This window comes from Marinobacter litoralis, from assembly GCF_016427555.1.
GTDB classification, from domain to species: domain Bacteria; phylum Pseudomonadota; class Gammaproteobacteria; order Pseudomonadales; family Oleiphilaceae; genus Marinobacter; species Marinobacter litoralis_A.
The window spans coordinates 129,871-156,118 of sequence record NZ_JAELVS010000003.1 but is presented as its reverse complement, the minus strand read 5'-3'; the positions used below and the strand labels follow the sequence as shown (position 1 = coordinate 156,118).

General features: G+C 54.1%; 30 protein-coding genes, 3 tRNA genes and 1 riboswitch. Of the genes, 12 read left to right on the top strand and 21 right to left on the bottom strand.

Annotation, left to right across the window (positions count from 1 at the left end; genetic code table 11):
• Nucleotides 1-68: 68 nt before the first annotated feature.
• Nucleotides 69-1,967, bottom strand: coding sequence for a bifunctional tRNA (5-methylaminomethyl-2-thiouridine)(34)-methyltransferase MnmD/FAD-dependent 5-carboxymethylaminomethyl-2-thiouridine(34) oxidoreductase MnmC (mnmC, locus tag JAO79_RS10800; RefSeq protein ID WP_199007270.1), 1,899 nt, complete (start codon nt 1,965-1,967; stop codon nt 69-71).
• Nucleotides 1,967-2,572 (bottom strand): peptidylprolyl isomerase, encoded by a 606-nt coding sequence (locus JAO79_RS10795; protein WP_199007269.1) that lies wholly within the window; start codon nt 2,570-2,572, stop codon nt 1,967-1,969. The genes mnmC and JAO79_RS10795 overlap by 1 nt, the downstream gene beginning before the upstream one ends.
• Before the next feature lie 215 nt (nt 2,573-2,787).
• Between JAO79_RS10795 and JAO79_RS10790 the strand changes: the two genes are divergently transcribed.
• Nucleotides 2,788-3,540: a pilus assembly protein PilB gene (locus JAO79_RS10790; protein WP_199007268.1), complete on the top strand. Its 753-nt coding sequence runs from the start codon at nt 2,788-2,790 to the stop codon at nt 3,538-3,540.
• A 67-nt stretch (nt 3,541-3,607) separates the two neighbouring features.
• Here JAO79_RS10790 and JAO79_RS10785 read toward each other — a convergent pair whose 3' ends face one another.
• The 3 genes from JAO79_RS10785 to flgA form a co-directional block, all read right to left on the bottom strand.
• Nucleotides 3,608-4,078, bottom strand: coding sequence for a flagella synthesis protein FlgN (locus JAO79_RS10785; RefSeq protein WP_199007267.1), 471 nt, complete (start codon nt 4,076-4,078; stop codon nt 3,608-3,610).
• 7 nt (nt 4,079-4,085) lie between these two features.
• Nucleotides 4,086-4,406: a flagellar biosynthesis anti-sigma factor FlgM gene (gene flgM, locus JAO79_RS10780; RefSeq protein WP_199007266.1), complete on the bottom strand. Its 321-nt coding sequence runs from the start codon at nt 4,404-4,406 to the stop codon at nt 4,086-4,088.
• A 126-nt stretch (nt 4,407-4,532) separates the two neighbouring features.
• Nucleotides 4,533-5,237: a flagellar basal body P-ring formation chaperone FlgA gene (gene flgA / locus JAO79_RS10775; RefSeq protein WP_199007265.1), complete on the bottom strand. Its 705-nt coding sequence runs from the start codon at nt 5,235-5,237 to the stop codon at nt 4,533-4,535.
• A gap of 153 nt (nt 5,238-5,390) precedes the next feature.
• Here flgA and JAO79_RS10770 point away from each other — a divergent pair, with 153 nt between their 5' ends.
• Together JAO79_RS10770 and JAO79_RS10765 are read left to right on the top strand one after the other, a co-directional pair.
• Nucleotides 5,391-6,320 carry a chemotaxis protein CheV gene (locus tag JAO79_RS10770; RefSeq protein WP_199007264.1) on the top strand — a complete coding sequence of 310 codons (930 nt, stop codon included), beginning with the start codon at nt 5,391-5,393 and terminating at the stop codon, nt 6,318-6,320.
• A 37-nt stretch (nt 6,321-6,357) separates the two neighbouring features.
• The gene (locus tag JAO79_RS10765; RefSeq protein WP_199007263.1) at nt 6,358-7,185 is read left to right on the top strand and encodes a CheR family methyltransferase; all 828 of its coding nucleotides are present in this window, start codon (nt 6,358-6,360) and stop codon (nt 7,183-7,185) included.
• A gap of 31 nt (nt 7,186-7,216) precedes the next feature.
• Here JAO79_RS10765 and JAO79_RS10760 read toward each other — a convergent pair whose 3' ends face one another.
• Nucleotides 7,217-7,870 carry a cupin domain-containing protein gene (locus JAO79_RS10760; RefSeq protein ID WP_199007262.1) on the bottom strand — a complete coding sequence of 218 codons (654 nt, stop codon included), beginning with the start codon at nt 7,868-7,870 and terminating at the stop codon, nt 7,217-7,219.
• An 18-nt stretch (nt 7,871-7,888) separates the two neighbouring features.
• Entirely contained in the window at nt 7,889-8,419 is a 531-nt protein-coding gene (locus tag JAO79_RS10755) for an isochorismatase family protein (RefSeq protein WP_199007261.1), read from the bottom strand.
• Between the two features lie 190 nt (nt 8,420-8,609).
• Here JAO79_RS10755 and JAO79_RS10750 point away from each other — a divergent pair.
• Nucleotides 8,610-8,700 (top strand) — tRNA-Ser (locus tag JAO79_RS10750).
• Between the two features lie 59 nt (nt 8,701-8,759).
• On the opposite strand, the gene JAO79_RS10745 is transcribed toward JAO79_RS10750, so the two are convergent.
• A complete protein-coding gene (locus tag JAO79_RS10745; protein ID WP_199007260.1) occupies nt 8,760-9,710 on the bottom strand; it encodes an AEC family transporter in 951 nt (316 codons plus the stop codon).
• 101 nt (nt 9,711-9,811) lie between these two features.
• On the opposite strand from JAO79_RS10745, the gene JAO79_RS10740 reads away from it, so the two are divergent.
• Complete coding sequence (locus tag JAO79_RS10740; protein ID WP_199007259.1) at nt 9,812-10,216, top strand: DUF1330 domain-containing protein; 405 nt, start codon at nt 9,812-9,814, stop codon at nt 10,214-10,216.
• Here the strand turns inward: JAO79_RS10740 and JAO79_RS10735 are convergent, their stop codons facing one another.
• Both JAO79_RS10735 and JAO79_RS10730 read right to left on the bottom strand, forming a co-directional pair.
• Nucleotides 10,217-10,561 carry a branched-chain amino acid transporter permease gene (locus JAO79_RS10735; RefSeq protein WP_199007258.1) on the bottom strand — a complete coding sequence of 115 codons (345 nt, stop codon included), beginning with the start codon at nt 10,559-10,561 and terminating at the stop codon, nt 10,217-10,219. It lies immediately after the preceding gene.
• Nucleotides 10,554-11,258 carry an AzlC family ABC transporter permease gene (locus JAO79_RS10730; protein WP_199007257.1) on the bottom strand — a complete coding sequence of 235 codons (705 nt, stop codon included), beginning with the start codon at nt 11,256-11,258 and terminating at the stop codon, nt 10,554-10,556. Before JAO79_RS10730 ends, JAO79_RS10735 begins: the two co-directional genes overlap by 8 nt.
• A 77-nt stretch (nt 11,259-11,335) precedes the next feature.
• On the opposite strand from JAO79_RS10730, the gene JAO79_RS10725 reads away from it, so the two are divergent.
• From JAO79_RS10725 to pgsA, 4 genes are all read left to right on the top strand, one after another.
• Entirely contained in the window at nt 11,336-11,584 is a 249-nt protein-coding gene (locus tag JAO79_RS10725) for a hypothetical protein (RefSeq protein WP_199007256.1), read from the top strand.
• Between the two features lie 126 nt (nt 11,585-11,710).
• Nucleotides 11,711-12,373: a UvrY/SirA/GacA family response regulator transcription factor gene (gene uvrY, locus JAO79_RS10720; protein ID WP_133005379.1), complete on the top strand. Its 663-nt coding sequence runs from the start codon at nt 11,711-11,713 to the stop codon at nt 12,371-12,373.
• The gene (gene uvrC / locus JAO79_RS10715; protein WP_199007255.1) at nt 12,357-14,216 is read left to right on the top strand and encodes an excinuclease ABC subunit UvrC; all 1,860 of its coding nucleotides are present in this window, start codon (nt 12,357-12,359) and stop codon (nt 14,214-14,216) included. The genes uvrY and uvrC overlap by 17 nt, the downstream gene beginning before the upstream one ends.
• 7 nt (nt 14,217-14,223) lie before the next feature.
• A complete protein-coding gene (gene pgsA / locus JAO79_RS10710) occupies nt 14,224-14,808 on the top strand; it encodes a CDP-diacylglycerol--glycerol-3-phosphate 3-phosphatidyltransferase (protein WP_199007254.1) in 585 nt (194 codons plus the stop codon).
• 22 nt (nt 14,809-14,830) lie between these two features.
• On the opposite strand, the gene JAO79_RS10705 is transcribed toward pgsA, so the two are convergent.
• The 7 genes from JAO79_RS10705 to thiB form a co-directional block, all read right to left on the bottom strand.
• Nucleotides 14,831-15,442, bottom strand: coding sequence for an ABC-type transport auxiliary lipoprotein family protein (locus JAO79_RS10705; protein WP_199007253.1), 612 nt, complete (start codon nt 15,440-15,442; stop codon nt 14,831-14,833).
• The gene (locus JAO79_RS10700; RefSeq protein ID WP_199007252.1) at nt 15,439-16,377 is read right to left on the bottom strand and encodes an MlaD family protein; all 939 of its coding nucleotides are present in this window, start codon (nt 16,375-16,377) and stop codon (nt 15,439-15,441) included. Before JAO79_RS10700 ends, JAO79_RS10705 begins: the two co-directional genes overlap by 4 nt.
• Nucleotides 16,378-16,391: 14 nt before the next feature.
• Nucleotides 16,392-17,198 (bottom strand): ABC transporter ATP-binding protein, encoded by an 807-nt coding sequence (locus JAO79_RS10695; RefSeq protein WP_199007251.1) that lies wholly within the window; start codon nt 17,196-17,198, stop codon nt 16,392-16,394.
• 3 nt (nt 17,199-17,201) lie between these two features.
• Nucleotides 17,202-18,353, bottom strand: coding sequence for an MlaE family lipid ABC transporter permease subunit (locus JAO79_RS10690; protein WP_413785057.1), 1,152 nt, complete (start codon nt 18,351-18,353; stop codon nt 17,202-17,204).
• Nucleotides 18,354-18,389: 36 nt separating this feature from the next.
• Entirely contained in the window at nt 18,390-19,004 is a 615-nt protein-coding gene (locus JAO79_RS10685) for an ATP-binding cassette domain-containing protein (protein ID WP_199007250.1), read from the bottom strand.
• Nucleotides 18,997-20,556, bottom strand: a complete 1,560-nt coding sequence (locus JAO79_RS10680) for an ABC transporter permease subunit (protein ID WP_227664553.1) — start codon at nt 20,554-20,556, stop codon at nt 18,997-18,999. Before JAO79_RS10680 ends, JAO79_RS10685 begins: the two co-directional genes overlap by 8 nt.
• Before the next feature lie 115 nt (nt 20,557-20,671).
• Entirely contained in the window at nt 20,672-21,676 is a 1,005-nt protein-coding gene (gene thiB, locus JAO79_RS10675; protein ID WP_199007248.1) for a thiamine ABC transporter substrate binding subunit, read from the bottom strand.
• A 52-nt stretch (nt 21,677-21,728) separates the two neighbouring features.
• Nucleotides 21,729-21,824, bottom strand: a riboswitch (TPP riboswitch).
• Between the two features lie 159 nt (nt 21,825-21,983).
• Here thiB and JAO79_RS10670 point away from each other — a divergent pair.
• Nucleotides 21,984-22,715, top strand: coding sequence for a murein L,D-transpeptidase catalytic domain family protein (locus JAO79_RS10670; protein ID WP_114335523.1), 732 nt, complete (start codon nt 21,984-21,986; stop codon nt 22,713-22,715).
• A gap of 14 nt (nt 22,716-22,729) precedes the next feature.
• Here JAO79_RS10670 and JAO79_RS10665 read toward each other — a convergent pair whose 3' ends face one another.
• Nucleotides 22,730-23,434: an START domain-containing protein gene (locus JAO79_RS10665; RefSeq protein ID WP_199007247.1), complete on the bottom strand. Its 705-nt coding sequence runs from the start codon at nt 23,432-23,434 to the stop codon at nt 22,730-22,732.
• A gap of 241 nt (nt 23,435-23,675) precedes the next feature.
• Here JAO79_RS10665 and JAO79_RS10660 point away from each other — a divergent pair.
• Nucleotides 23,676-23,751: transfer RNA gene (locus JAO79_RS10660), tRNA-Gly, on the top strand.
• A 51-nt stretch (nt 23,752-23,802) separates the two neighbouring features.
• Nucleotides 23,803-23,876: transfer RNA gene (locus tag JAO79_RS10655), tRNA-Cys, on the top strand.
• 93 nt (nt 23,877-23,969) lie between these two features.
• Here JAO79_RS10655 and JAO79_RS10650 read toward each other — a convergent pair.
• The 3 genes from JAO79_RS10650 to JAO79_RS10640 form a co-directional block, all read right to left on the bottom strand.
• Complete coding sequence (locus JAO79_RS10650) at nt 23,970-25,127, bottom strand: hypothetical protein (RefSeq protein ID WP_227664552.1); 1,158 nt, start codon at nt 25,125-25,127, stop codon at nt 23,970-23,972.
• Between the two features lie 85 nt (nt 25,128-25,212).
• Nucleotides 25,213-25,452, bottom strand: coding sequence for a hypothetical protein (locus JAO79_RS10645; protein ID WP_199007246.1), 240 nt, complete (start codon nt 25,450-25,452; stop codon nt 25,213-25,215).
• Between the two features lie 218 nt (nt 25,453-25,670).
• A complete protein-coding gene (locus JAO79_RS10640; RefSeq protein WP_199007245.1) occupies nt 25,671-26,081 on the bottom strand; it encodes a hypothetical protein in 411 nt (136 codons plus the stop codon).
• Nucleotides 26,082-26,248 lie beyond the last annotated feature (167 nt).

Below are 26,248 nucleotides of genomic sequence, written 5' to 3'. Positions count from 1 at the left end.
CGGCCAAATCCCTATGAACGTCATTAACCGTTTATCGGCTGCAGAGCTGAAAACTTCAGTTATTTGCTTTATTGCCCGGCCTCCCGCTTCGGGTACAGGCGATGTGTCTCTACACGGCGGGTAAGATGACTGGGCAAGCACAGGGGTTGTTCGCAGATAAGGTCTCCCAGATATTCTGCCAGCAACGGCCCCCAAACCAGTCCCTTACTGCCGAGCCCCGTAAAAAGGTATGCGCCCTCTACTTTGTCGCCGGATTCTGTGCGCAGTTCCCCGGCGACCGGTTGATAATCATGGGTGGTGCATCGAAAGGCAACACGGCCATGTAATGCGTCGGCTGAGGGTATCTGGGTTGCTGGCAGCTTGGGCAACATGCGCAGAAGTTCATCCAGATTCTCCTGATGACCTTCGGCGGTTAACTCGGGGTTGTTATTTCTGATGTCGAAGGTTGCGCCGGTGGTCGCTTGGCCATGAGCGACAGGATTCAGATATTTAGAACCGCAGATAACGGTTGCCGGCGGGGTCACGGTGCTCTCGGGTAGATAGGTGACTTGCCCGCGAATAGGCTTCAGCCGGAGCGTTCCCGTAACGGGGGCAATCTCGGCCGTTTGATGGCCGCAAGCGATGACCAATTTAGACACCTGTTGGTTTGTGCCGTGAATATCCTGAATGCACCAGCCATGTTCCAGGCGCCCAATACGATGCACCTCAAAATCAAATAAGGTGGTAATCAGAGGGTGTCGGGACAGGCGGTCACACGCTTTTGCGGGCTCAAGCCAGCCTGACTGCGGAAACCATAGGCCTTCAACCGGGATCTCGATGCCGGCGAGTTCCGAGGCTTGATTCGCCGTTACAGGTGTCAGCAAATCTCCGGGATATTGATTACGCTCGCAAAATTTTCGCTGGCGCTCACTCTCTTTTTCCGTTGTCGCGAGCTGCAACAAACCGGTCGGGTGCCAGAAGTCACCTTGCCATGGGCGGTAGTAACGCTGGCTGAAAGCCAAAGCCGTCGCCGCCAGTTCGGCTTGCGCGTTGTATTCAATGCCAAGCTTGGCATAAAGCGCACCCTGAGCGTTCCCGGATGCCCCGGAGCCCGCTTTGGCGGCTTTGTCGATCAGCAAAACCGGGAGACCCCGCTCGGCCAGATTTCGGGCTAATAGGGTGCCTGCAATTCCCGCTCCAATGATGGCGACGGGGCCATTGGGGTTGTCTACAGGACCCGGGGCATTGGTATCTGTCGCCAGGGTGCCGGAGAGCATTTCTCTTTTACGGCCGAAGCCTGGCAGTTTTCGAACCTCGAACCCCGCCGCTTCAAGAGATCGCCGCACCCGACCGACGGCAGTAAATGTTGCGAACGTGGTGCCCGGCCGGCTATGAGTTCGGACGGATTGCATCACCTCATCAGACCACATCTCCGGATTGTGTTGAGGATCAAAGCCATCAAGGAACCAGGCATCTGCCTGAAACGAGAGTTGACCCAGCCCATTTAGAACTTCACCGAAGAAAAGGGTTAGCCTGACTTTGCCGCCCTCGAAAACCAGCCGATGAACGCCGTTCATAAGAGGTGGGTAGTGGCGGATTAGTTGGTCGGATAGGGCCGAAAGTTCAGGCCAGCGGGCCAGTGCGGCTTGTAGCTGTTCACGGGTGAGCGGGTAGCGCTCGAACGAAACAAAATGCAGAACGGTGTGTTCGAGGCTGGTTGTTTGCTGTTTCCAGTCCGCCCACGCCGTTAAAAAACTGAGGCCAGAACCAAAGCCTGTTTCGCCAATGACAAACTGCCCATGATGCGACAGTTTCCCGAAACGGTCGGGCAGTCTGTTGGGATTAATAAATACATGGCGGGTTTCAGCGAGACCATCGTCGCGATTGAAATAGACATCGCCGAACCGGGCCGACTCCGGAACGCCGTCTTGCCAAATTAAATCCGCCGGCGCTGTGGCCGGCGGTTTTAGGGTACCGGTAAAAGCCATCAGTCTTCTGCGGAAACCCGTGTCACACTTTTAATGGTGATCGGAGACACCGGGACATCTCCCATGCCTTGCTTTCGTCCGGTTTGTACCGAGGCAATCTTGTCCACTACGCCCATGCCTTCGGTCACTTTCCCGAATACAGCGTAGCCAGCACCGCGAACGCCGGCGTTCAAAAAGTCATTGTCCACCACGTTGATGAAAAATTGCGATGTGGCCGAGTCAGGATTGTTGGTTCGCGCCATGGCGATGGTGCCGCGCAGGTTGGGTAGCGTTTGACTACCTTCGTTGACGATCGGAGCTTTCGTAGGCTTTCGGCCCATATCTGCGGTAAACCCGCCACCCTGGATCATGAATCCGGCGATGACTCGGTGAAAAATGGTTTCGTCGTAGAAGCCGTCGTCCACATAGCTTAAGAAGTTCTCGACCGTTTTGGGTGCAACGTCGGGGCGTAAAAGAAGTTCAAACGCGCCTTCGGAAGTGACGAAGCGCACTTTGGGCAAGTCGTTGTTGGCGTCTGCGTGTGCTGCGCCGGAGAAAATCAACGCTGACATAACCAACAATGCGGCATAAATCACAAGGAATTGTTGTTTTACGAAGTTTGTCATTTAAAGGCAGCTCTTTGTTTCAGTGGGTGTCGGGATTGGTGACATAATCATAGTTGCTACAAAGCAGTTAACGATATTAACAGATCCTTACGCCGATAAGAGTAAAAGCAAACAGCAAGTCCGGCTACTCTCGGCTACGCTTGCCATAGCTTAACCAAAAATGACGATGCCGGGCCTGGTTGTACGGTGTTCATGGCGAACACAGGAGAACTCGAGTGAAAGTCCAAAGAGGATTTGAAGAGAAGTCACGGCTAGGTCGGTTGTTGATCAATCGTGGTTATTTGACCGAAGCGGAGCTGGAAGAGGCGTTGACGCAGCAGCGTACCTCTGGTCAGCGCCTCGGTGAGGTTCTGGTGGCTTCGGGGTGTATCAGTGAAAAGGATTTGGTCCGGGTACTGAAGCACCAGTCCCGATACCGGAATACCGCCGCTTTCGTCACGATGGTGGCGTTGCCTTTTCAACCGTTAGTGTCGTTTGCCTCGACTACCGACAAAGAAGATGCTGATGCTGTCGCCAGTGCAGGGCAGTTGTATGAAGGCCATGGTTTTTCCCCTTTGACCGATGACGAAATGTCTTCTGTGTCAGGGCAGCGCAACATCGGGTTACTGGACCGCATCGAGAAAGTTGCTGCTATGCCAGAGAAAGCCGCGGATGCCGATGGCGGTAGTGCAGATGAGATCGGGCTGGACGCGGTTGAAGGGGTGCGGCTGGCGGCCAACGTGTTTGTGCCGGTTCTAAGCTTTCTTGATTCGGACCTTACGATATCAGGCGTGAAATACCGGGAGGGTGAAGAGCGTTATTCAATCCGGGACGACGGCGCGTTATCGCTCGCGTTGCCAGAGCGTATTGAAGAAATTCGAATGGATAATATCCGGGTGGCGGGCGGTAATGGCGCATCGATGGGCAGCGTCAGCATTCAGGATATTCGTTTTCATACCGCGTCGAGCATGACCATTTATACTCGTTAATCCTTTGTCCGGGTGCAAAACAAGAAGGCCCGGCTAGTTGCCGGGCCTTCTTGTTGAAACGCTAACGTTAAGCGCTGGCAAATACAGTTCCGCTCGACACGTTGGTTTGTTGCCCTTGAGCGCCATAGAGCTTTTGTTGTCCGGAAGCGCCCCTGAAAATATCGGTTACGCGGGCGAGACGTTTTTGCAGATGGCCAACCACGCGTCCGTTATTCTGATTAAGCGACTGACATTCCCGAAGCTTTTGGTCAGCGGCTTTCCAGAGCTGATACAGGTCCTCCATCCCGCCTGCGCGAATAAAGCGTGAAGCCTCGCCGGAATCCGGGCGGTAACCTATATTCACAAGGTGGTGGATCTTCTGGCGAGCTCGATCACGGATTGCGCCAAGAATCTGGTTCTTTTCTTCCGTGAGCTCGTGCAGGGGATTGATATCCGCAGAGGCCAGCGCCTCTTTCTCCCTAAGGAGAAGATCCGCCAGAACGTTCAGCTGGCGGATGTCTTCTTGTAGAAGAGTCTTCAATTCATCGATAGCGGCCATACTCTACTCACCCGAAAATGCTTTCATCCATCTCAAGCATTTTCTGGGCCAGTTTTTCTGCGTCAATCTTGTAGGTGCCGTTATCCAGCGCGGAGCGAATTTCCGCAATGCGATCGTCGTCCATTTCCGGGTAATCGCCAAGTTCTTCCTCAAGCTGCTTCAGGTTTTTTGCCTGGCTGCTGAGGCTGACGTTTTCGCCGCGGGCTGCCGGGCCTTGTGCCTTGGCTTGATCGGCGGGTGCTGTCGTGGCGCTGCCTGACGCCTTGTCGGCCTGGGTTCTGGTGGTGTTGACCTGGCCTGGGCCAATTCCATTTAAGTCAACTGACATAATATTACCTGCTTGCCTGGGGCCACATCTTTCAGTGGCGGATTCGGGTTTATATCTCGTTAACGGCAAGTTGTTGCCGGACTTTAGTCAATATAGGAAAAAAATTTCCGCCCGGCTTCTTACGGCTTACTGCATTGGAATTTCGACACGTCCCGGTGCGACAACCGTGGCTTTGACGGTTCGAGCGGAGCGTAGATTTTCTACCACTACTTGCTCGCCGATGCTGGCGTTGCCCAAGGCTTTGCCTCGGGAGCTCACTGAAAAAGAACCGGTACGGGCCAGAATAATAACATGGTCTCCGCGCTCGATGGCATCGGGCGCTTCCAGTAAGTCCGGTGTTAACACTGTGCCGGTTTTTACAGGACGGCGGACCAGCATGCCCTGAATGGATTGGATATCGGTGAGTGTGCCACGGCGACTGGCGTTCAGTTGCACTTCACTTGTGGTCAGGGCAGAGCTGGATAGGCGCTCCCCGCGGGTCAGAGGGCGAGCGGCAACGATCGCCGGGCCGTACACCTCCACAGAGGCTGATACGTACATTCGCCAAGGGCGTTTTCCCGCGCAGCTGATGAGAATCGACGGGCTGGGGGTGCGCAACGGATTACTGGCAAATTCCAGCTCAGGTTCACCTTCGCAGAGCGCAAGTTTCAAACGTCGGTCCACATTGCCGGTTTGATACGCAACGCGGCGGCCGAGGCCCTGCTGTTCCTCGGCCCAAACTTGCAAGAACCGCTCGGCCATCTGCCGGATGTCGCTGGCGGTTGTGCTCTGTTCGCCGAGAACGGGTACGCTGAAAACCAGTGTCAGCGTCAATAAAATGAGGGTACGCATATTGGGTGCTTTGTCCTATGCTGTCGGTAAGCCTGTCGCCCTTTAAAAAAAGTTAAGAATCTGGGCTTGTGGCCGTTACACTAAGCTGAAATCCGAGTCTTTGAGCTACGAAGCAAAATCAGTGCCGGTTAGGGCAATCAGGAGCAGAACGACATGACAGGGGTACTTCAAAGCGTTAATCAGCGCACGCAGCTGGTCGGCCAGAATCGGCTGGAGCTGTTGCTGTTTCGGCTCCGTGGACGGCAGGTGTATGGCATTAACGTGTTTAAAGTGAAAGAAGTGTTGCAGTGCCCGAAACTGTCTTCAATTCCTAACAGTCGCGCAGTTGTCCGTGGGGTTTCTCACATACGCGGAGAAACTATTCCGATTGTTGATATGGGCATGGCGATTGGATTGCCCGGAATTCCCCAAGAACAACTCGCGACAAGCTTCGTTATCATTACGGAATACAATCGGAAGACACAGGGTTTTCTGGTGTCTGGCGTTGACCGTATTTTGAACATGAACTGGGAAGAGATCTTGCCGCCGCCAAAAGGTGCGGGTAAAGATGTTTACCTGACTGCGGTGACAAAAGTTGATGAAAAGCTTGTAGAAATCATTGATGTAGAGAAGATTCTTTCAGAAGTTGCTCCGCTTCGTGAAGACGTCAATGATGAGCTTGTGACGCGCAGTGCTGCTGGCGCAAAACGTTATCTGCCGATTCTTGTGGTGGACGATTCGGCCGTCGCCAGGCGCCAGATCAGCAGGTGCCTGACGGCGATCGGAATGGAGGTGGTCACCTACAACGATGGCAGGCAAGCGCTGGATTATCTGAAAAGTCTGGTCCGCGATGGTTCATCCATCAAAGACCACCTTTCATTAATTATCTCTGATGTGGAAATGCCCGAGATGGACGGCTATACGCTAGTCACTCGCGTTAAAGAAGACCCCGCGCTGAAAGATGCATTCATCATGTTGCATACGTCGCTTAGCGGCGTTTTCAATCTTGCCATGGTCAAGAAAGTCGGTGCGGACGATTTTATGGCGAAATTCAGCCCGGATGAGTTGGCTGAGCGCGTGATGGAATTAATCGATCAGAGTTAAGGTCTCGGTTAACCGTTTTACCCATGATAGAGATGCAATGAACGCGGAAATTACGCCTCGGGAATACGAAGAGTTCAAAACGTTCTTGCAAGATGCTTGCGGCATTTTGCTCGGCGATAACAAGCAGTATCTTGTGAAAAGCCGGTTGCGCAGAATTCTTGAAGATAATGGACTGAGTTCGCTTGGTGAGCTATTGGAGCGACTCAAGCGTTCCGGGCGCATGGGGCTGCGCGAAGTGGTGATCGATGCGATGACCACCAACGAGACGCTTTGGTTTCGGGACAATCATCCATTCCGCATTCTTCAGGATAAGTTGCTCCCGGAGTTCGCGGAGCGTAAATCGTTACAGCCGCTGAGAATTTGGTCTGCTGCCTGTTCAACGGGGCAGGAGCCTTATTCCGTTTCCATGGTTCTGGATGAGTATCGACAGGCCCGGCCGGGTAAGCTCAGGGATGTGCGCATCACGGCGACCGATATATCGAAAAGTGTTCTGGAAGTGGCGCGCAAAGGCGAGTATGAAATGATCGCGATTGGGCGCGGCTTGTCCCCTGAGCGCCAGAAACGCTACTTCAAGCCGTCTGTAAACGGTGGCTGGCAGATTAACGATCAGATCCGGGCCATGGTGGAATTCAAAGAGCTCAACCTGCTTGAGCGCTATATGTTCGGAAAATTCGACATCATTCTGTGCCGAAACGTACTTATCTACTTCTCCGCGGAATCCAAAAAAGACATCCTTACGCGCCTGCACGGGGCGCTGAATCCGGGTGGGTACCTGATTCTCGGCGCTTCCGAATCGCTGAACGGCCTGCCGGATCTGTACGAAATGGTGCAGTGCCAGCCCGGTATTATCTACCGAAAAAAATGAATCCGGCGTAACCGAGAAACCTGCCGCCGGGCTAGTCCAGTGGCAGGTGGCCCGTCTTAACCCAAATCACGGTTTCCTGCTCCACAAAGGGATGGTGTTGGCTCATATGCGGTGAGCGTATCCAGGTGCCTTTCGGATAACGGCCTTGCTCGTCGCAGAATTCCCCGGACAGCACCAGAATTTCCTCGCCACCAAAATGCCGATGGGGCTGGAACACTTCATTGGCCGGCCACTTCACCAGCGCAACGTGTTCGTGTTCGAAGTCGTGCAGCGGCATAACCTGCAAGCCGCCTGTACCGGGTAGCCATTCGGCGGCTGTGGTATCAATGCTGACGGTTGCACGGTCACGCGGATCAAATTGGTGTAGTTTGACCAGCAAGGTGCAACCTTCGTCACTGAACGGCGCGTGGCCACTTCCGGGCGGGTTACGAAGGTAGGTGCCTGCAGGGTAGTGGCCGGTTTCGTCCGAGAAAACGCCCTCAAGCACCAGGATCTCTTCGCCCAAAGGGTGTTCATGACGGCTGAACGAAGCTCCGGGCTTATACCGAACAATGCTGGTGGCGTGGCCGCGCTCTGCTTCTTCGCGGGCCAGAGGTTTGCGCTCTACACCAGCGGCAGGGCTGGGTGCCCACTCAAGATCGCGAGTCCGGATGACCACGCGTTGGGTAAAGTCCATGTTCAGCATGAGGGTGCTCGTTACTCCTTACTTGATCAGTTCTTGTATGTCGCGGAAGTGCGGGTGCTGGCAATGGCCCAGCCATTCAAACGCCACCATTTCGGTAGTGACGATCCTGGCTCCGCTTTGATGCAGGCGGTCCAGGGCGACATCCCGGTCGAGCTCATTGCGCGAACCGGTGGCATCGGCAACGACCCAAACCTTGTATCCGGAGTCCAGCAGGCTCAACGCCGTTTGAAGCATGCAAACGTGAGTTTCACAGCCTCCGATGATGATGTGCTGGCGTCCTTCTGGTAATTCGTCGATGAGGCCGTCAGGGCAGGCGTCAAAGTGAGTTTTGCCAACAGTGGTGTTGCACAGCTCCCGGATGGACTCAACGTTCGAGCCCAGCTTATCAGGCAGCTGCTCGGTGCCGATAATGGGGACCTCAAGCAGACCTGCAATGATTGCGAGTGTGGTACAGCGATCAATGACTTCCGCGCCCTGACTGATCGCCGGCATTAGCTTTTCCTGTACGTCGATGAGTAGCAAGGTGGATTGCTCGGCTTTCATCAGCATGGTGTGTCTCCAGATTAAGTGGGCGTTAATCCGTTAAGCATAGCGAAAATGCCGCCCCAATAGGGCCAATCGAACGTGCTGAAAGAAAATTTCAGAGAATTTCACAGATACGGTTGCCAAACGCCGCCAAAACAATTAAAGTTTGCGCCCTCAAATGAGCGGCGAGTTCGCTGATTTGAAACAGTTTATTGGAGAGGTGGCCGAGTGGCTGAAGGCGCACGCCTGGAAAGTGTGTATACGTTAATAGCGTATCGAGGGTTCGAATCCCTCCCTCTCCGCCAAATAAAAACCCCAGCAGAGATGCTGGGGTTTTTTGTTTGTCAGCAGAAAAAAGGTTTACTCAACCCAGTCCCGTTGTCTGCAACACGAACACACCCACGGTCACAGTGACGCTTGCCGTAAGCGTGGTTAGCGCGATGATATTGGCGGCCATGCGATCGTTGCCGCCCAACGCTTTCACCATGACGAAACTGGCCGCTGCCGTTGGGCTGGCAAAGAACAGAAACATCAATCCCAGTTCCCGACCTTCGAATCCAAGCAACCAGGCGGCCAGTGTGCAGGCTACCGGTAGTGTCACCATCTTCCAAACCGCTGACCCCAAAGCAGGTCCGCTGTCATTGCGGATGGCTTTTAATGACACAGCGCCACCAATGCAGAGCAGGGCGAGTGGCAGGGTCAGCGAGGCAAAGTACTCGCCGCTGGTCATGACCCATTCGGGCAGCGTGATTTGCAGGCCCGCGAAGGGAACAGCGACCACCACAGCGATGATCAATGGATTACGCACAATGTCTCGCAACGTTGTTGAGACGTTCATCTGTTTGCCGGGTTGGTAAGCAAGCAGCACAACCACCGACAATATGTTGTATGAAATGATGACCAGGCCGAGCAACAAGCCCCCGGCCGAGAGCCCGTAATCGCCATAGAGATTGGCGGCAAGCGCCAGGCCGACAATACCGCAATTCCCTCGAAACGCGCCCTGCACGTACACCCCTCGGTCGTCTCTGGGCACCCGTTTGATGGCCCATAGCCAAGCTGCGGAAAAGCTCGCGAGCGTTGCCGCTAGATAGAACAGCAGCATGTTGGCGTTCAGTGTGGCGCTCAAATCGGCTTTGATAATGGCCAGAAAAACCAGGGTGGGCAGGGTCGCCTTGAATACCAGGGCGGATGCGGTGGAAATGAAGTTTTGGTCAATCCAGCCCAGCCGGCGGAGGCCGATTCCCAAGAACACCATGGCAAAGACGGGAAGTGTGGTTTCCAGTGTGTAGCTGAAGGTGGCTAGTAATCCGCTCAAAGTACAGTACTCTCTCAATGTGCATGGTTGGGCAAATTGGTTTATGGTGCCCAAGTGCTTGCGAACTTTGGCATCCTCAATAACAAATAAAAAGGATACTTATGGCGACTGTTGACGCTTCCCAGGAAGAGCTGAAAAAAGTCCTGCAGGAGACCCCTAAAGATCAACCGGTGGTCATGCTCAACTTGCTGAGATTCCGTGATCGCGCGGAATACCAGGACGCGAGTGAAGAATGTTCCGGGCGCGATGCCTACAAGCGCTACATGAAGGAAGCTGCCGAATGTGTCAGAGCCGTCGGCGCTGAAGTTATTTGGTCGGGCCGAAGTGTCGGGTCGCTCATTGCGCCACCAGACGAAGCCTGGGATCAAGTGTTATTGGTTCGCTACCCTTCGACTGATGCCTTTCTGGCCATGATTGAAAGTCCCGATTACAAAGGGGTTCTCAAACATAGAACCGCGGCACTGGAAGACTCCCGCTTGGTCGCCAATGTTGAAGGCGGTGTGTAATCACCCTCCGGAAACGATCATTCCGGTTTGCTGAATAGCCATGTAGGCGACGGTGCCTGTCGCAATCGACAGCAATGCATTACCTCGCCAAAGATGGACCGCTACCACAAGCAAGCCGGGAATCAGGGCGTCCAACCCCAGAGTATCCGCATCCCAACTCGCCGAACGCTGAAGGAAAACGGTGGCCAAAAGCGCCATCACAGCTGCGGGTAAAAACCTCCCGAGATGTTTGATCAACGGGTGTTCGGTATGGCGTTCGAAAAACAGAAAAGGCACCACCCGAGTGGCAAAGGTTGCCAGCGCCGTCACCGCGATAAAGGCCATTAGATAGTAGCTCTCAGTCATGACTGACCTCCGGTTCAAGAGCTGAATCGCTCTGATACCGGTACTGAATCAGCAGCACAGCGGTAACAATGGCAATGGCGGCAATTAGCTGGTGCGTGGCGGGTATCAGTAACATGGCAGCGCCGGCCGCCAGAGCACCGGCCCAGATCGGAAAGGTATTACGCAAGGCTTTGAACTGCTCGATGGTCAATACAATGAACAGCGCAACCAGTGCGAATTCGATGCCGGTGCTGTCAAACGCGATCCAGTCGCCCAACAGAGCACCCAGTGCGCAGCCGGCTATCCAATAAAGTTGATTGAAAGCTGTAATGCGAAAGTCGATTTCCTGTTCGTGGTGTTTGTCGCCGGATCGTGCACGGCTGGTGAGCAACGAGTAGGTTTCATCGGTAAGGCCAAAAATCAGATAGCCTTTACGCCAGCCGGCTCCGCGAAATTGCCCTAGCAGCGACAAACCGTAGAATAAATGACGGGCATTCAGAACCAGCATGGCAACCGCTACTTCGAGTAGCCCTGCGTTGGCGGCCAGCAAACTGACAGCGAGGATTTGCCCGGCACCCGCATAGATCACCAAGCCCATCAGCGGTGCTATCCACCACGCGTAATCCAGTTGCGTGGAAAAAAGCACACCGAAGGCGGTGCCCAGGGGCAGGTAGCCAAACAGGATAGGTAGTGTTAGCTTGAAAACGTTCTGGTTCATTAGCATCCAAACTTTGTGAAAGGCACGATGATAATGAATTGCTTGTGGCTTTTGAAGATAGTGTGAAAGGATTGATGATGAGCGATTATGCTAATGGACCTGAGTCCGATCCGCGCCAGGAAAAGTTTGTGGTAGATGCCAGCTTGCTGACTGAAGATCAGTTGGAAGGCTTGGTAGAGGAGTACTGCACCCGTTACCACGGGCTGAACGATACCGAGAACCCGTTGGCCGAGCGCAGCCGCGTGCTTGCGGCTGTTCGCGCAGGGGAGTTGGTGGTGTGGTTTGATCCGGTTGAAAATACCGCCGGTTTGGGCTCACCGGCTTGATGTGCTGGGCCAGGAATACGGCAAGAGTTGACGAAGGCCAAGGTTTTGAGCGCCTTACCTATGCGCTGACTCTGCTAATGGGTACAATCACTGAGCGTTGTTTTTATTCTGTTGGTGAGGTGAGCTTTGATCAGGGTTCTGGTTGTTGATGACCACGAGTTGGTGCGCTCCGGTATTACGCGCATGCTGGCTGACAATCCTGACATTGATGTGATTGGTCAGGCGTCTTCTGGTGAGGATGCAATCGATTTTGTCCGCAACGCCCGTCCGGATATTGTTTTGATGGATATTCGGATGCCGGGTATTGGTGGGCTTGAAGCCACACGCCGAATTCTCCGGTTAGACGATTCCATCCGGATCATCGTGGTGACCGCCTGCGCGGACGATCCTTATCCGGCGCGAGTGATGCAAAGTGGTGCTGCAGCTTATATCACCAAGGGCGCAGATATTCAGGAAATGGTGCGTGCCATTCGCAAAGCCCATTCCGGCCAGCGTTACATTAGCCCCGAGATCGCCCAGAAGATGGCGTTAAACTCGCTGGGCGGCGGTGATCGGGATGAAGACGGCGAATTGTCTAAATTCGAGCGCCTGTCTGAGCGTGAAATGCAGATTGCCATGATGGTAGTAGAGTGCCAGAAAGTTCAGGATATTTCGGACAAGCTCTGCCTGAGCCCGAAAACCGTGAACAGCTACCGCTATCGGATTTTCGAAAAGCTCGAGATTTCCAGCGACGTTGAACTGGCGCTGATGGCAGTACGGCTTGGATTGCTGGATGCCGACACCGTCTGACCCTAACTACACTCCCGGGGAGTTCGACAGCAAGAGCTTCCTCAAACAACTCTCCGAACGCGCCGGTGTCTATCGTATGTACGACAGTGCGGGAGAAATCCTGTACGTCGGCAAAGCGCGCAACCTGAAAAATCGCGTCAGCAGTTACTTTCGCAAAACTGGCCTGGCGCCGAAAACCGAAGCCTTGGTTGGCAAGATTCACTCCATTGAAGTGACCATTACAGGGAGTGAAACTGAAGCGCTTTTGCTCGAGCAAAACCTGATCAAATCGCTCAGGCCGCCGTACAACATTCTGCTTCGGGACGACAAATCCTATCCCTATATCTACCTGTCATCGCACAGCGATTACCCGTCTTTGACCTTTCGTCGTGGCCGCACAAAAAAGGGCGGTGGTACGTGGTTCGGGCCTTTTCCCAGCTCCGGCGCGGTCAAAGAAAGTCTTAATATTCTACAAAAAGTATTTAAGATAAGATCCTGTAATGAAAGCTATTTCAGAAACAGGAATCGGCCCTGTCTGCAATATCAGATTAACCGGTGCACCGCGCCTTGTGTAGAGTACATCAGCCCCGAGGAGTACCAGCAGGACATCCGTCGAGCCACCATGTTTCTGGAGGGTAAGAACCCTGCGATCATCCGGGATCTGATGAATGCAATGGAGGAAGCGGCTGCAAAGCTCGAGTTTGAAAAAGCCGCAACCTACCGCGATCAGGTGAATCATTTGCGCCATGTACAGGAGCAGCAGTCCGTCGATGGCGAGGGTGGCGATGCCGATGTGATTGCCATCGCCCAGGATGCCGGCGTGGTGTGCATCGTGGTGATTATTGTGCGGGGCGGCCGGGTACTGGGCACCAAGGATTATTTCCCGAAATTCTCGTTGGAGCAGACCGAAGGCGAATTGTTGGCATCGTTTCTTGGCCAGTATTATTTTGGCGGCGATACGCGCCGGGAGATCCCGAACGATATACTGGTGCCGGTCAAGGTTGAGGGGCAGGAACTGCTGGCGGAAGCTCTTACCGAGGCGGCCAACCGCGAAACCCGTATACGGGGCAACGTGCGAGGTGAGCGTAAACGTTGGCTCGAACTTGCGATGACCAACGCTCAGCAGACGTTGCTTACGCATCTTGCCAGCAAGGAAACCGTGTATCGTCGTTTGCTGGCGCTTCGGGATCTGCTGGAGCTAACCGAAACCCCCAGTCGCATGGAATGCTTTGATATCAGCCACAGCCATGGCGAAAATACCGTCGCATCCTGCGTGGTTTTCGACGAGAATGGCCCCCTGAAAAGCGATTACCGCCTGTATAATATCGAAGGCGTGACCGCTGGCGATGACTACGCCGCCATGCGGCAGGTGCTGACCCGCCGCTACCGTCGATTGGCGAGCGGGGAAGGTAAGAAGCCGGACCTGGTGTTTATCGATGGTGGTAAAGGGCAATTGAACATTGCCCGGGAAGTATTTGACGAACTTGAGATTTCAGATATTCCGCTAATAGGTGTGGCGAAGGGTGTTACTCGCCGGGCGGGCATGGAACAATTGATTGATGCCATGACCGATGCGGTATTCAGAGTGCCTGCGGATTCGCCGGCGTTACACCTGATTCAGCACATTCGGGATGAGTCACACCGGTTTGCTATTACCGGCCACCGGGCGCGGCGAGATAAAAAGCGCCGGCAATCCACCCTTGAAGGCATTGAGGGTGTGGGGCCGAAACGCAGGCGAGAATTGATACGTTACTTCGGTGGAATTCAGGGTATCCGAAAAGCCGGAGTCGACGAAATTGCCAAGGTTCAAGGCATCAGCAAAGCATTGGCCGAAACCATTTACGCAGCATTGCATAACGAATAGGAACACAATGAATTTACCGAACCTGATTACCCTGTCCCGCATCGTCATGATTCCGGTGTTCGTGGTGGTATTTTATTTGCCGGCGAGCTGGAGTTATATGGCGAGTGCGGCGATTTTTGCGTTGGCGGGTATCACGGACTGGTTGGATGGTTATCTGGCCCGGCGGCTGAACCAAAGCACACCGTTTGGTGCGTTTCTGGATCCGGTTGCAGACAAATTGATGGTGGCAGTCGCGCTGGCGGTTCTTATCGAAGAGTATTCTGCGGTTCTGCTGACCATTCCCGCGACAATCATTATCGGGCGTGAAATTGTGATTTCCGCGTTGCGCGAATGGATGGCTGAAATTGGTAGCCGGGGCAGTGTGGCGGTTTCCTACATTGGCAAAATTAAAACCACGGCTCAGATTGCAGCCATCGTAGGATTGCTGGCATTCCCGCCGGGGAACATGCTTGCTGACATCGCCGTTGGGCTGCTGTACCTGGCTGCGGTGCTAACGTTGTGGTCGATGTACCTGTACTTGCACGCCGCCTGGGATGACTTGTTTCCGAAGGCGGATGAAACAGTGGCGGACGAAAACCGGAGCGAAATCTAAACCTGCCCTATCCGGGCGCGGCTCACTGCGCCCGCTGCACACAACTCCAGGCCCAATCGGTCAGTTCGGTTGCCAGCGTATTGCTGGCTCGGGAAAAGGCTTCTACCGCCGATTCCAGTTCGGAGCTGGCAGCCATTTCTTGAATCGACCAGTTGCGAATACACAAACTGCGGCCACTTTGCTCGCTGATGACTTCGGCATGCAGTTCCAGAACCACCTGATGCCTGTTACCGTGTTGCACGACCTGAAACGCCGACAGTTCTGTGAGCAGGGAGTGTTCGGTGTTGGCTGCACTGGTGTCGATCACTACATTTCGAAACCCTCGACTGTTGCGAAGATGCCGGGCAAGGTAGTCGCGAATCACGACCGGAGCACTGTCGCGCCACCGAGCTTTTGGGTAGGCCTGAAACTCGTAAGGGGTTGGCTTAAGCAGAATGGCGGAGCTGTCCATGGGGTCTGAAGCCAGTGGCGTATGGATGCGCAGGCTGCTTTGCAGCGGTTTTTCGAAATCAACCGATGCACTCACAACCGCCAAATCCATGGCTCTGGGTGGCTCTGGCCTCGGGAGAACCGTGCACGCGGCCGTTGATAGTGCGGCCATCAAGACGGCCATTGCAGAGAGGCGACTATTCATTTCTCAAACTCCTTGATGGTCGATCCGCCCCACAGGGTGCTTGCCGGATCTTGTTCAAGCCGCCGCGTGAAACTGTTCAGGTTGCGCAAAGTGGATTTCAATTGCCGCAGGGCAGGGCCTAGCTGAGATAGCCCTTGAAGCCCGGCGTTCAGCGAATGCTCATTGTCGGCGGTGAGGCTGTTAACCCGCTCCAAGGATGGTTGCAGGGTCGCGATGGCGTTATCCATAGCATTCAGCACGGGCACGACTCGATCATTGAGCACTGCCCGAGTGTTGTCAGACACGTTCGATACCTTAATGGCCGCCTCCTCGGCGCGCACAGCGGCGGCGTTGAATTGATCCATCAGGGCAATGAGTGCTTCGCGGTTTGCTAACAAAGATTCGCTCGCTTCCCGGGCGTTGTCGAGCAGAGCGGATACGTTTTCGATGTTTTCGCTAGCCAGCAGCCGGTTCATGTTCGTCAGTAATTGTTCTGCCTGCGCGAGCATGGCTTCGCCGTTATTCATCAGATTGTTCAGAGCCGATGGTTCTGCATGAATTAACGGTGGGTTATTGCGGTCGCCCTGAAGCCTCTCACTCTGAGGCGTGCCCCCGGTAAACTGGATGCTCATGCTGCCGGTGATGTTGGCCAGTACCAATCCGGCTTTGGTGTCTGTGCGCACCGGAATGTCTTGCTCAACGCGCACCAGCACCCGAACGTGGGCGGGATTATCCGGCGCTAACGTCAGTTCCAGAACGTCACCTACCTGAATGCCGCTGTACAAAACCGGGTTTCCCTTGGCCAGCCCACTGACGGGGTGATCAAAGCCGATTTGGTAATAGGCCCATTCCCTATCTGCCGAGGATTTTCCGAGCCACAGCGCAAAAAGCAGCGCTGCCGTTACCGCAGCCAGCGTGAAGAATCCTATGATGATGTGATGGGCCTTCGGCTCCATTTACGGAACTCCTGTTAAGTAGCTCTTGTTCCAGCAGCGATGGCAGCACGACCACGAGGGCCATGGAAATATTCCTGAATCCAAGCGTCATCGGTTTGGGCAACGCGGTCAAGCGTATCGGCAACCAATACCTTGCGTTGGGCCAGCACCGCCACCCGATCACAGGTGGAATAGAGTGTGTCGAGGTCGTGGGTGACCAGAAAAACCGTCAAACCCAAGGCCTTGCTCAGGGTGACAATTAATTCATCGAAATCTGCGGCACCGATAGGGTCCAGACCGGCGGTCGGCTCGTCCAGGAACAGAATTTCAGGATCCAGCGCCAGCGCGCGGGCCAGTGCCGCCCGCTTGACCATGCCGCCTGAAAGTTCGGCCGGGTATTTCAAGGCCGCCTCCGGCGGTAATCCCGTCAACGCCAGTTTCATGCGGGCTATCTCTTCTGCATCAGCGCGAGCAAGCCCCGCATGTTCGACCAGTGGTACCGAAATGTTCTGCACCAGATTCAGAGAAGTAAACAGAGCGCCGCCCTGGAACAAGACACCGAATCGCTGTTCATAGCGGGAGCGTTCTTCAGCGGGCAGTTCGGTAAGGTCGGTATCGAACAGCCGAATATGCCCGGCACTTGGGGTGTTCAAGCCCACAATGGTTCGAAGCAGTACCGATTTTCCGGTTCCCGAGCCGCCCACCACGCCGAGTATCTCGCCCGTATACAAATCCAGATCAAGATCGTCGTGCACAATGTGGCTGCCAAAGCGCGTGCTCAAGCCTCGTACCTGAATAATGACGTCGCCCGGTTGTTTTCGTTGAGCTTGAGAGTGAGTCATGCGTTACCAGCCCATTTCCATGAAAAACAGCGCGGCGATGGAGTCCAGCAGAATCACCATGAAGATCGATTGCACAACACTGGACGTGGTGTGCTCACCGACGGACTGTGCGCTGCCAGCCACCTTGAAGCCTTCGAGGCAGCCGATCACGGCGATCAGAAAGGCGAACACCGGAGCTTTGCCAATACCCACCAGAAAGTGCGTTAGGCCAATATCCCGTTCAACAATCGCCAAATACTGGCTTGGCGGAATATCCAGCGTAATCGCGCAGACCACCGCACCACCAATCATGCCCGAAATCATGCCGACAAACGTGAGAACCGGCAGGCTCACCATCATGGCCAGTACCCGGGGCACCACCAGTAACTCCACCGGGTTTAAGCCCAAAGTACGAATGGCATCCAGCTCTTCGTTCACCTTCATGGCGCCGATGTGTGCGGTGAAAGAGCTGGCGGTGCGACCGGCCAACAGGATAGCGGCCAGCAAAACGCCGAATTCCCGAAGGAACGAAAACGCTACGAGGTTCACGGTGTATATGGTGGCACCAAAATCCTGCAACACGGTGGCACCCAAAAAGGCGACGACGGAACCGACAAGAAAGGTGAGCAAGGCAACAATAGGCAGTGCGTTGAGACCGGTGTCGTGAACGGCTGCTACAAACGAGGTAATGCGCCAGCGTGTGGGGCGGGGAAGGATGTAAAATAATGCCGCCAATGTTTGACCGATGAAGCCCGCCAATAGCCAGACCAGACGGGAAATGTCGGTTACTCTCTCACCCGTGCTTGCCACAAATGCCAGTAGAGGGTTGGTCCTCGGTTCTGGGCGTGGTTCTGCCTTCATCGCTGACGCAACTGTTGAAATCAACGCTTGTTGCTCGGTGGCTAGATTGCTGCTTTCGACAGATTGTATAAGTGCCGAGGGCCCGACGAGTTTTACCAGTAATGAAGCGCCTGCGGTATCCACCCGGCCGAGCTGAGAGACATCGAGCGGGACGCTTGCAACATCCTTCGTTTGTATCATCTCGACCAATCGGGCCAGTTCGGTGTAATTCGACAGAGTCCAATCGCCGCTGCAGGTCAGTCCGGAATCGCTCAGTTCTGCGTTACCGGCTGACGGTTCGTGTGAGCGTGAAGATTGCCGGGGAGAAATTGCCACTACGAAATTAGGTCCTTGCTGCCGTTCACTGCAAGCTTAGAGATTCCAATAGGAGTCTGCCAATAACTTTCGGTCATCTTCGTCGTGGCTGGCGAGAATCAAGGCGACACCTCGAGCCTTCTCTTCCTTCAGCATGGCTCGAAGGCTGTCTTTTGCTTCGTTGTCCAAGCCGGTTAGTGGTTCGTCCAGTAGCAATAAAGGTTGTCGCCGCAGAATCGCTCTCACCAAAGCCACTCGCTGGCGTTGTCCGCCAGACAGATCGCCCGGCATTCTCGAGCCGAACCCCGAAAGCCCGGTGCGTTCGAGCCCGTCGTGAATGCTTTGCTGCTGATGGGCGGTCAGTTTCAATCCCGGATGAAGCCCGAGGCCGATATTGGTGGCTACATCCAGATGCTCGAACAAATTGTGTTCCTGGAACACGCTGGTAACCGGGCGGTTCCAGGGCTCAAGGTGCTGAATCGGCCTGCCGTTCCAAAGGATTTGCCCTGAATCCGGCGCGAGAAAACCGGCAATTAAATTCAGTAATGTGGTCTTGCCACTGCCGCTGGCGCCATGAACCGCCACGCACCGGCCGGGTGCCAGAGAGAAGTGGTATTCCCAACCCTCGGATTGCCCCGGGTAGCGAAAACACAGGTGTTCGACATCAAGCATGCTTGGGCTCCAGAGTGGTTTCAGGCAAGCGGGATCTGGTTTGGTGGGCGGGTGGCCGGCCAATGGCCGACAGAAGTCCGAAAATGAACACCAACAACAGCAGCAACCATAAGCCGGTGCCAGCGGCTGCCGCTACCTGATAGCTGCCCAGTTGTTGGTATAACAGAACCGGCAATGTTGGCTGGCCGGGGCTTCCAAACAGGGCAATAACCCCGAAATCTCCCATTGAAAGCGCAATGCCATAGGCCAGCCCCAGAGCCATCGGGCGGCGTAATAATGGCCAATAGATCCAGCGCCACCGGTACCAACCCAATATGCCCAACTGATAGGCCACACGGCGGGAATGGCCATCCAGGCTGCTCAGTGGGCCACGCAATACCTGGATAACAAAAGGCAGGGCCATCAAGCCGTTGATCAAAGCCACCAGCACCCAGCCTTGCGCATGGTTGCCTAACCCCGGGCGAAGCAACAAAAACAGCCCGGTGCCAAGCACAAGGGGTGGTACGATCAATGGCAGGTATCCGGTGGTTGTTGGAATGGCCTTCAATATCGAGTTCTTGGCTTTGTTGGCCGAGGCCAGAATCAATAACGACGCGGCGACCGAGCCAACCCCCGCAGGCAGCGCAATCATCAGGCTACGCCCGGTAGCGGGTAATAGCCGGCCATAGAGAGTAGGGCTGGCATCGAGGGCCAAAAGCGCGGGCAATCCGCGAATGCCTATGGCTAATAAGGGCAGCAGTAAAAATAGGCTGAACATCAGTAACAGTGCACCTGACAGCGCAGACTGGGCGCGCCAGGGCTTGAGCGGAACGGCATGGGCAAACTGCCGATGCGGAAGCAGAGAGGATTCCAGGCGCTGGCGGAACACCAGCCGCCACAAGCTGCCGCAAATCAATAATTGAATAACTGCTAAAACCGCCGCCTGCGGGAAGTCGAATTCAAATCGCAGCGCTTGGTAAATCGCTACTTCCAGAGTTGTCGCCGCCGGCCCGCCCCCGAGCGTCATGATGATGGCAAAACTGGTGAAGCACAGGGTAAAGACCAGGGCGCTCAACCCCGGCAAGACAGGCCGCAAGGCAGGCCACTTCACCGAGCGCCACAACCACCAGCCACGAAGGCCCAGTTGTGAAGCAATTCGCAGCCGGGATGGCGGTACTGCTTCCAGGGATTGCAGCATCACGCGTGCGGCAAGAGGCGCGTTAAAGAACACGTGGGCCAGCAGAATGCCGTTGATCCCATACAGATTCCAGCCATGGCCGGGGAGCCATTCGGTTAGTAAACCGGTGGCCCAGCCTTGCCGGCCATACACGCCAATGATCCCTGAAACCGCGACAATGGTAGGCAGCACCAAACTGAGTTCCATCACTCGAAGCAGCGCTGACCGGCCGGGGAAGTGGCGGTATCTGGCCAAGGCCAAGGCAACGGGAAGTGCCAGTGCCAGGCTGAATAAAACTGACAGCGATGCCTGCCAGACCGTAAACCACACCACGCCCCGCAAATAACGGCTGCCAAGCACCGTCGAGAGATCCAGGCCGCCGGCGGTTATCAGCATACTGCCAAGACCAAGGGCGACCAGTATCAATAAGACCAAGCCTATAAGTTGGCCCGGGACGAGTTGCCATCCCGGGTGGCTGAGAGGTGCTTTCGTGGGCGTGGAGCGCATAACGCTAACGGGTCATCGCATCCAGCCAGTCGTTCACAAGCTGGCGTCGTTGGCCGGCAACCTCCGCTGGAGGCAGGAAGAAGGTATGCTCAGGCGAAATCAGGCGGTTGAAAACGCTAGGCAGATCGTCGCCCAGATCAATGGCCGGGTACATGACGTTCTTGAGCGGGATGTGTGTTTGAAACTCAGGAGTGAGCATGAAATCCAAAAATTGCCGGGCCAACGGTTTTTGTTGCGAAGATTCAACCAGCGCGGCGACTTCGACTTGCAGATAGTGACCTTCCTCAAACTGAACCGCTTGGTACCGGTCGGTTTTATCAACGGCCATGTGATAGGCAGGCGAAGTGCTGTAGGAAAGAATCATTGGCGCTTCACCATTCATAAACAGCGAGAAATAGCCGTCACTCCAGCTTTGTGTGGTGGCCAGAATTTTGTCATTCAGCTGCGCCCACTTGGCCGGCGCTTCTTCGCCGTAGACCGAGTGCATCCACAGCAACAGACCGAGCCCCGGAGTGCTGGTTCGGGGGTCTTGGATGATGATTTTCAGATCATCGGGTGAGTTGATCAGATCATCGAAACTGGTGGGTGGCTCTGGCAGCTGTTCGGTGTCATACACAAAGGCAAAGTAGCCCCAGTCGTAAGGAATGAAATGGGCGTCATTCCAGTCGATGGGTAAATCCAGTGCCTCTAACGAGCGGTCGTGCTCTGCAATCAGGCCGGTTTGAAGCGCGGTTTCCATAGTGGCTGTATCCAGCCCCAGCACCACATCGGCCGGGGTTGAAGCGCCTTCCAACCGAAGCCGCTGCAAAATATCACCACCGCTGTTCAGTACGGTGTAATTGAGCGTGCACTCACATTGCTTCTCAAACGCCTCTTTAACGCCGGGCCCGGGGCCCCATTCAGCGGCGAAGGACGGGTGGGTATATACGTTCAATACCGGTCGGTCGGCCGCGTGTGCAATCACAGGCAAGGTAACGGCCAAGACCAAGAGGGATAAGCGAGAAAGCATGTGCGGCATCCTTATTTGAGGGGGAGATACCATGCCGCGGCACACACTGAGGTGTTCAGTGTGACTCAATTCCTTCGTCGGCATTATCCGTGTCAGGTTCCGCGGGTGTGGTCTCAGCCCTTTAACGAGGGCACCCCGTTGAGTTAGAGCGATTCTATCATGCCGCTGAGGCAGGACAAATTCGAGGTCTTTGTAGGGTAAAGGTTAAAAAATGTACGGAAACACGAAAGTCTAAAAGTTCGCTGTTAGAATGGGGCCAATTTTTAGTCAGCTAGTCAACGATTATTACTTTTGAGGTCTTGTGCGTATGTCTTTGCACACCAAACGACGCCCTTTTACATGGTTATCGGGCCTGGCATTTCTTGCTTGTTTTTCCGTTCAAGGAAATGCCTCATCCATTGATCAAACGTTACTCGATAGACTGTCTGGGGCTGCTCCGAATTTGAACCCAGAAGTGTTGGGTGCAGCCTACAAAGCAACCCAGTGTGCGGTTAACAACGGTGTTGCCATGCCCGAGCGGCTAGCGGTGATTGATTTTTCACTGCCATCCAGTGAAGAACGTATGTGGATCTTCGATCTAAGCAAGGGCGATTTGTTGCTCAGAGATTTGGTAGCGCATGGAAAGAATTCCGGAAACCTGGAAGCCCGCGCCTTCTCGAACATTGAAGGCAGCCACCAGTCCAGCATTGGCTTGTTCAAAGGTAACGAAAGCTACAGTGGCACTCATGGTTATGCGTTGCGACTGGACGGATTGGAACCTGGGGTGAATGACCTGGCCCGCCAGAGAGCCATTGTGATTCATGGTGCCGATTACGTAAGCCCGGATTGGGTGGCAGATTACGGACGAATTGGCCGTAGTCACGGCTGCCCGGCGGTTGACCGAAAAGTGATTCGTTCTGTGGTGGATAATCTGAAGGGTGGGCAGTTGGTGTTTACCTATTACCCGGATCAGGAGTGGCTGCAGAGTTCCAGCTTCCTGAATTGCGATGCCCCCGCCCAAGTGGCCGAAGCCACTCCGGCGAAGGGTAATAACTCGTAAGTTGGCGAGTTTGTTTAAGAGCCCAGCGTTGAGAAGCGCAAATTGTGCTTCTCAACTAATTCTGTTGGCACGTTCTCTTCATCGTAATTGTTGAAAGGCTCCTTTTTCATCATCTTCTGAAGTCCTTCCAGAGTTCGGATGGGGGCGTCGGTGGCAACCATGTTTGCAATCCATGCAGGAACCAACCCGCCCGGATCAACCTGGGTGGTAAACGTGATGCGCGTCCAGCCGTCAGCCAGCGGCTCAAGGTAAAAGCTGTTGTTCAGCATCGGAATGCGCACATAGTCTTCCTGTTCCGGTGCACCTTTTGGCCAGCCAATAGATTGCACGGTGACGGGCCCGTCTACTTCTTCTTGCTTAAATGCAGACTTCATCACCAGGTCACGGTCGGAAGCTGGCCATACGCCATCAAACATCATCCATAGAAACTTTTCGCCGTCTTCGGTGAAATGATAGTGAGCCTCCTGGCAGTTGTAGATCCATTCCTGGCATACGGAAATGTCGTTGATGACGGACATCGCTGAGAATATGGAGTGTTGAGTTTCCACCACACCACGGAACTGCTTAATCGGCGAATTTTCAGCATCACGAACGTAAGTTGTAATGTCGGAACGTTCTTCGCCCTGCTGCTTGACGACCCACTCAGAGGCAAGGGCAGGGCTCACGCTGAATAACGAAAGTGTTAGAAATGCCAGGGTCGAAAAACTGAAATGTCGCATGGTCAACACAAGCCTTTATTGAAACGGAATATCGATAGGCGGCGATTCTCGGGGATGAGTCAGGGTGAATCTATGGCGTGAATGACATCGCAGGGGAGAGGAGCGGCAAAGAATTGTCTTGTTTGGCTAAAAAACACCCAAAACACGCTAAAAAACAAAAGGTTGAAAAAAGTTGTTGACGCCGGCGAAGTAATCCGTAGAATACGCATCCGTTGACGAGGCAAAGCCTCTTAAACGAAGAGCGGGAATAGCTCAGTTGGTAGAGCACAACCTTGCCAAGGTTGGGGTCGCGAGTTCGAATCTCGTTTCCCGCTCCAATTTCCAAGTCTCTCACGCCCCCTGAGAGCAGAGCCCGAAAAGGCTTACCCGGCGCGGTGGCAGAGTGGTTATGCAGCGGACTGCAACTCCGTGTACGCCGGTTCGATTCCGACCCGCGCCTCCATTTTTTACCCTTTTGGTTCAATCGCTTAGCGTTTTGCTGTCTTAACCGGCGTGTCGATGGCGACAAAATGGCGACAAAATGGCGACATCAATTTCATTTTCTGTCCGCATCTCTCAGTGATTTTAACGTCGATTTCGAACGCTCTGGTGGTCGAATCAATCGGTAGTGTTTCCGCATTGCTTCGGTCTCGTGACCACCCTTGTTGTTTTCTCCTTGCGAGACAAATTCATCCGTTAAACCTTTCTTCCGCAAATCTCTTAATTGATATTGGCCTCTGTACCCAGCCTCTTCGCAGGCCTCTGCCCAGACTCCCTGGATATATCGGTGCCTGACTGGTTTGGTACGGCTACGGAAATCAAAATAGCGGGGATAGACCATAAGGTATGGAGAGATGATGTCTTGGTCGCGTTTCCATTCGCGAAACCAGTCGATGAGTTCCCGTAGGTCCTGATTCATTTCTAGTGCAATTGCAACCCCGGTTTTGTGCCGGGCAAAATGAATTTCTCCGAATTCACCTTCGTCGTCTTTGATTTGATCTTCTTTTAGTCCGAATACATCGATGGGTTGCTGACTCATCATGTAGATCAGATCGCAAATCTTCGCTCGCCACGTGCCATCCTTGGTACGACGATTATGGTTGTGAACACACAGACGTGTGGTTATGTCTGCATATACGTCGTCGGGAATCAGAACTTCTCTTTTCGGCTCGATGAGCTTTTCGATGTCTACCATGGGGTTTCGGTCGATCAATCCGTCCTGAACCGCGTGGCTGAACACTCGAGAGAGGGTATTACGCAAGCCATTATAGTGAGTGGGTTTGGTGTGCCAGCCGGAGAGCAGCCGCCGTATTCGACGAAGTACTTGCGGGTCTGCTAATAGAAAATCAGACCCTTCGCTAGCTTCCAGTTGCTGCGCATCACTCGCGTAATCCGTCCGTGTCGACAGTGCAATGGGTTTTCCGCGGTTGTTGCCTCGTTTTGCGAAAATAGTGCACTTGCCCCATTTTGTTCGTCCATCTACGACGCTGTGGCCGAGATATTCGGTGCGCCACGTATGCAGGTATTTCCTCAAAGTGATTCGATTCGCTTCATCAATGGGATCGCACATGGAAAGATTGCCGGCCATGAGTTCAGCATCAAACGCCCTGCGTTCCTCCTCCCAGATTTGTTGCAGGATTGCCCAACGACGAATCGCGGTTTCTTTGTCGTCAGTCTGCAAGCTGCCTTGTTTGCGGGTAAATGGATGACGCACATAATAGATACCGTCTCGGCGTCGCCTGTATAGGCCCGGGTATCGATCAAGCCAGTGTTGTGTTCGATCTCGAGAAGCTCCCATATTACTTCAGCTTCTTAGCAAGAGATTTGATGAAGCCCAGTTCTTGGTTGTCCTCCGGAAAACCCCACACACGGCGTTCCATGACTTCGAAATAGCAATCGAGATCGATCATCCAGCGATGCCCATCCCTCACGGCACCTGGGATGTCAGGGCAACGTCGGCGAATCGTAGTGGGCGTAGGCGGTTTTTCATCGTCGCCATATACGATCTTGATAAAGCTCTTGATCGAGACGAGCCTCATAAACTTTCCTCTAATCTGCGTTTACCTACATTTTGGATTTGGGCGGCTTAAGCTTTGGGCCCGAACCAGTTAACGCTAATGATAAGGTTCAGAATTCAGCCCTTTTGTCGTTAAAATGACTTTTTTGACTGTTTTACCGCTCTTTTCAGGAAAAAGTACCTCGGATGCTCGTGAGGCTGGCTGTTTCCATCAAAGATTTGTGCCGGCCGATCTGAGAATTAGAGGTTGTCGTCAAACATGGAGTCGCTACCTATATCCATTGGAGAGCTGAACAGGTCGTCGTTGCTCGTGCCGAACAGGTTGCCACCCACATCTACCCCAGTCGTATCCCCACTTATCATGGGTAATCCTGTTGCCGGGTTAATTGTTGTAGGCTTCGCCATAGGCGATTCATCAAAACTATCGATGCTGTGTGTATGGGTATCGATATTTCTCTCCGTGTTCATTCCATTGAAACCTGTCGGTATGTGGGGCGCCGAAAACATTCCATGCTTTGGATGATTTGCTCTGTAAGAGGTTCTGGCAGCGCTTGAAAGCGAGAGTCCGGCAATCGCGCCACCAATTAGCCCGAATGGTCCGAGGTAACTGCCGAGCACTGCGCCAAGAATTACTGCAATGATTGTGATCATGCGTTTATCCACCTAAAGTGAGTGAATATTAAGCATAACGCAGAGGGAAGATTTACCTAATTGGGGTGGGACAGGGGCTGGGCCTGCGGGAAAAGTGAGCTTTAAGCTCGGCTCCCCCCAGCCTTTATTCACGCTGACATAAACGTTGAGGTCTTACTATTGGTTGA

What these genes read in the sequence shown, in the direction of transcription:
- JAO79_RS10640 (WP_199007245.1), bottom strand. Translation starts at nt 26,081, where the DNA reads ATGATCACAATCATTGCAGTAATTCTTGGCGCAGTGCTCGGCAGTTAC.
- JAO79_RS10665 (WP_199007247.1), bottom strand. Translation starts at nt 23,434, where the DNA reads ATGCGACATTTCAGTTTTTCGACCCTGGCATTTCTAACACTTTCGTTA.
- flgA (WP_199007265.1), bottom strand. Translation starts at nt 5,237, where the DNA reads ATGCGTACCCTCATTTTATTGACGCTGACACTGGTTTTCAGCGTACCC.
- JAO79_RS10730 (WP_199007257.1), bottom strand. Translation starts at nt 11,258, where the DNA reads ATGAACCAGAACGTTTTCAAGCTAACACTACCTATCCTGTTTGGCTAC.
- uvrC (WP_199007255.1), top strand. Translation starts at nt 12,357, where the DNA reads ATGCCGACACCGTCTGACCCTAACTACACTCCCGGGGAGTTCGACAGC.
- JAO79_RS10705 (WP_199007253.1), bottom strand. Translation starts at nt 15,442, where the DNA reads ATGAATAGTCGCCTCTCTGCAATGGCCGTCTTGATGGCCGCACTATCA.
- JAO79_RS10670 (WP_114335523.1), top strand. Translation starts at nt 21,984, where the DNA reads ATGTCTTTGCACACCAAACGACGCCCTTTTACATGGTTATCGGGCCTG.
- pgsA (WP_199007254.1), top strand. Translation starts at nt 14,224, where the DNA reads ATGAATTTACCGAACCTGATTACCCTGTCCCGCATCGTCATGATTCCG.
- flgM (WP_199007266.1), bottom strand. Translation starts at nt 4,406, where the DNA reads ATGTCAGTTGACTTAAATGGAATTGGCCCAGGCCAGGTCAACACCACC.
- JAO79_RS10760 (WP_199007262.1), bottom strand. Translation starts at nt 7,870, where the DNA reads ATGCTGAACATGGACTTTACCCAACGCGTGGTCATCCGGACTCGCGAT.
- JAO79_RS10740 (WP_199007259.1), top strand. Translation starts at nt 9,812, where the DNA reads ATGGCGACTGTTGACGCTTCCCAGGAAGAGCTGAAAAAAGTCCTGCAG.
- JAO79_RS10735 (WP_199007258.1), bottom strand. Translation starts at nt 10,561, where the DNA reads ATGACTGAGAGCTACTATCTAATGGCCTTTATCGCGGTGACGGCGCTG.
- JAO79_RS10725 (WP_199007256.1), top strand. Translation starts at nt 11,336, where the DNA reads ATGAGCGATTATGCTAATGGACCTGAGTCCGATCCGCGCCAGGAAAAG.
- JAO79_RS10770 (WP_199007264.1), top strand. Translation starts at nt 5,391, where the DNA reads ATGACAGGGGTACTTCAAAGCGTTAATCAGCGCACGCAGCTGGTCGGC.
- JAO79_RS10785 (WP_199007267.1), bottom strand. Translation starts at nt 4,078, where the DNA reads ATGGCCGCTATCGATGAATTGAAGACTCTTCTACAAGAAGACATCCGC.
- thiB (WP_199007248.1), bottom strand. Translation starts at nt 21,676, where the DNA reads ATGCTTTCTCGCTTATCCCTCTTGGTCTTGGCCGTTACCTTGCCTGTG.
- JAO79_RS10680 (WP_227664553.1), bottom strand. Translation starts at nt 20,556, where the DNA reads ATGCTGATAACCGCCGGCGGCCTGGATCTCTCGACGGTGCTTGGCAGC.
- JAO79_RS10645 (WP_199007246.1), bottom strand. Translation starts at nt 25,452, where the DNA reads ATGAGGCTCGTCTCGATCAAGAGCTTTATCAAGATCGTATATGGCGAC.
- JAO79_RS10700 (WP_199007252.1), bottom strand. Translation starts at nt 16,377, where the DNA reads ATGGAGCCGAAGGCCCATCACATCATCATAGGATTCTTCACGCTGGCT.
- JAO79_RS10685 (WP_199007250.1), bottom strand. Translation starts at nt 19,004, where the DNA reads ATGCTTGATGTCGAACACCTGTGTTTTCGCTACCCGGGGCAATCCGAG.
- mnmC (WP_199007270.1), bottom strand. Translation starts at nt 1,967, where the DNA reads ATGGCTTTTACCGGTACCCTAAAACCGCCGGCCACAGCGCCGGCGGAT.
- JAO79_RS10765 (WP_199007263.1), top strand. Translation starts at nt 6,358, where the DNA reads ATGAACGCGGAAATTACGCCTCGGGAATACGAAGAGTTCAAAACGTTC.
- JAO79_RS10755 (WP_199007261.1), bottom strand. Translation starts at nt 8,419, where the DNA reads ATGCTGATGAAAGCCGAGCAATCCACCTTGCTACTCATCGACGTACAG.
- JAO79_RS10795 (WP_199007269.1), bottom strand. Translation starts at nt 2,572, where the DNA reads ATGACAAACTTCGTAAAACAACAATTCCTTGTGATTTATGCCGCATTG.
- JAO79_RS10695 (WP_199007251.1), bottom strand. Translation starts at nt 17,198, where the DNA reads ATGACTCACTCTCAAGCTCAACGAAAACAACCGGGCGACGTCATTATT.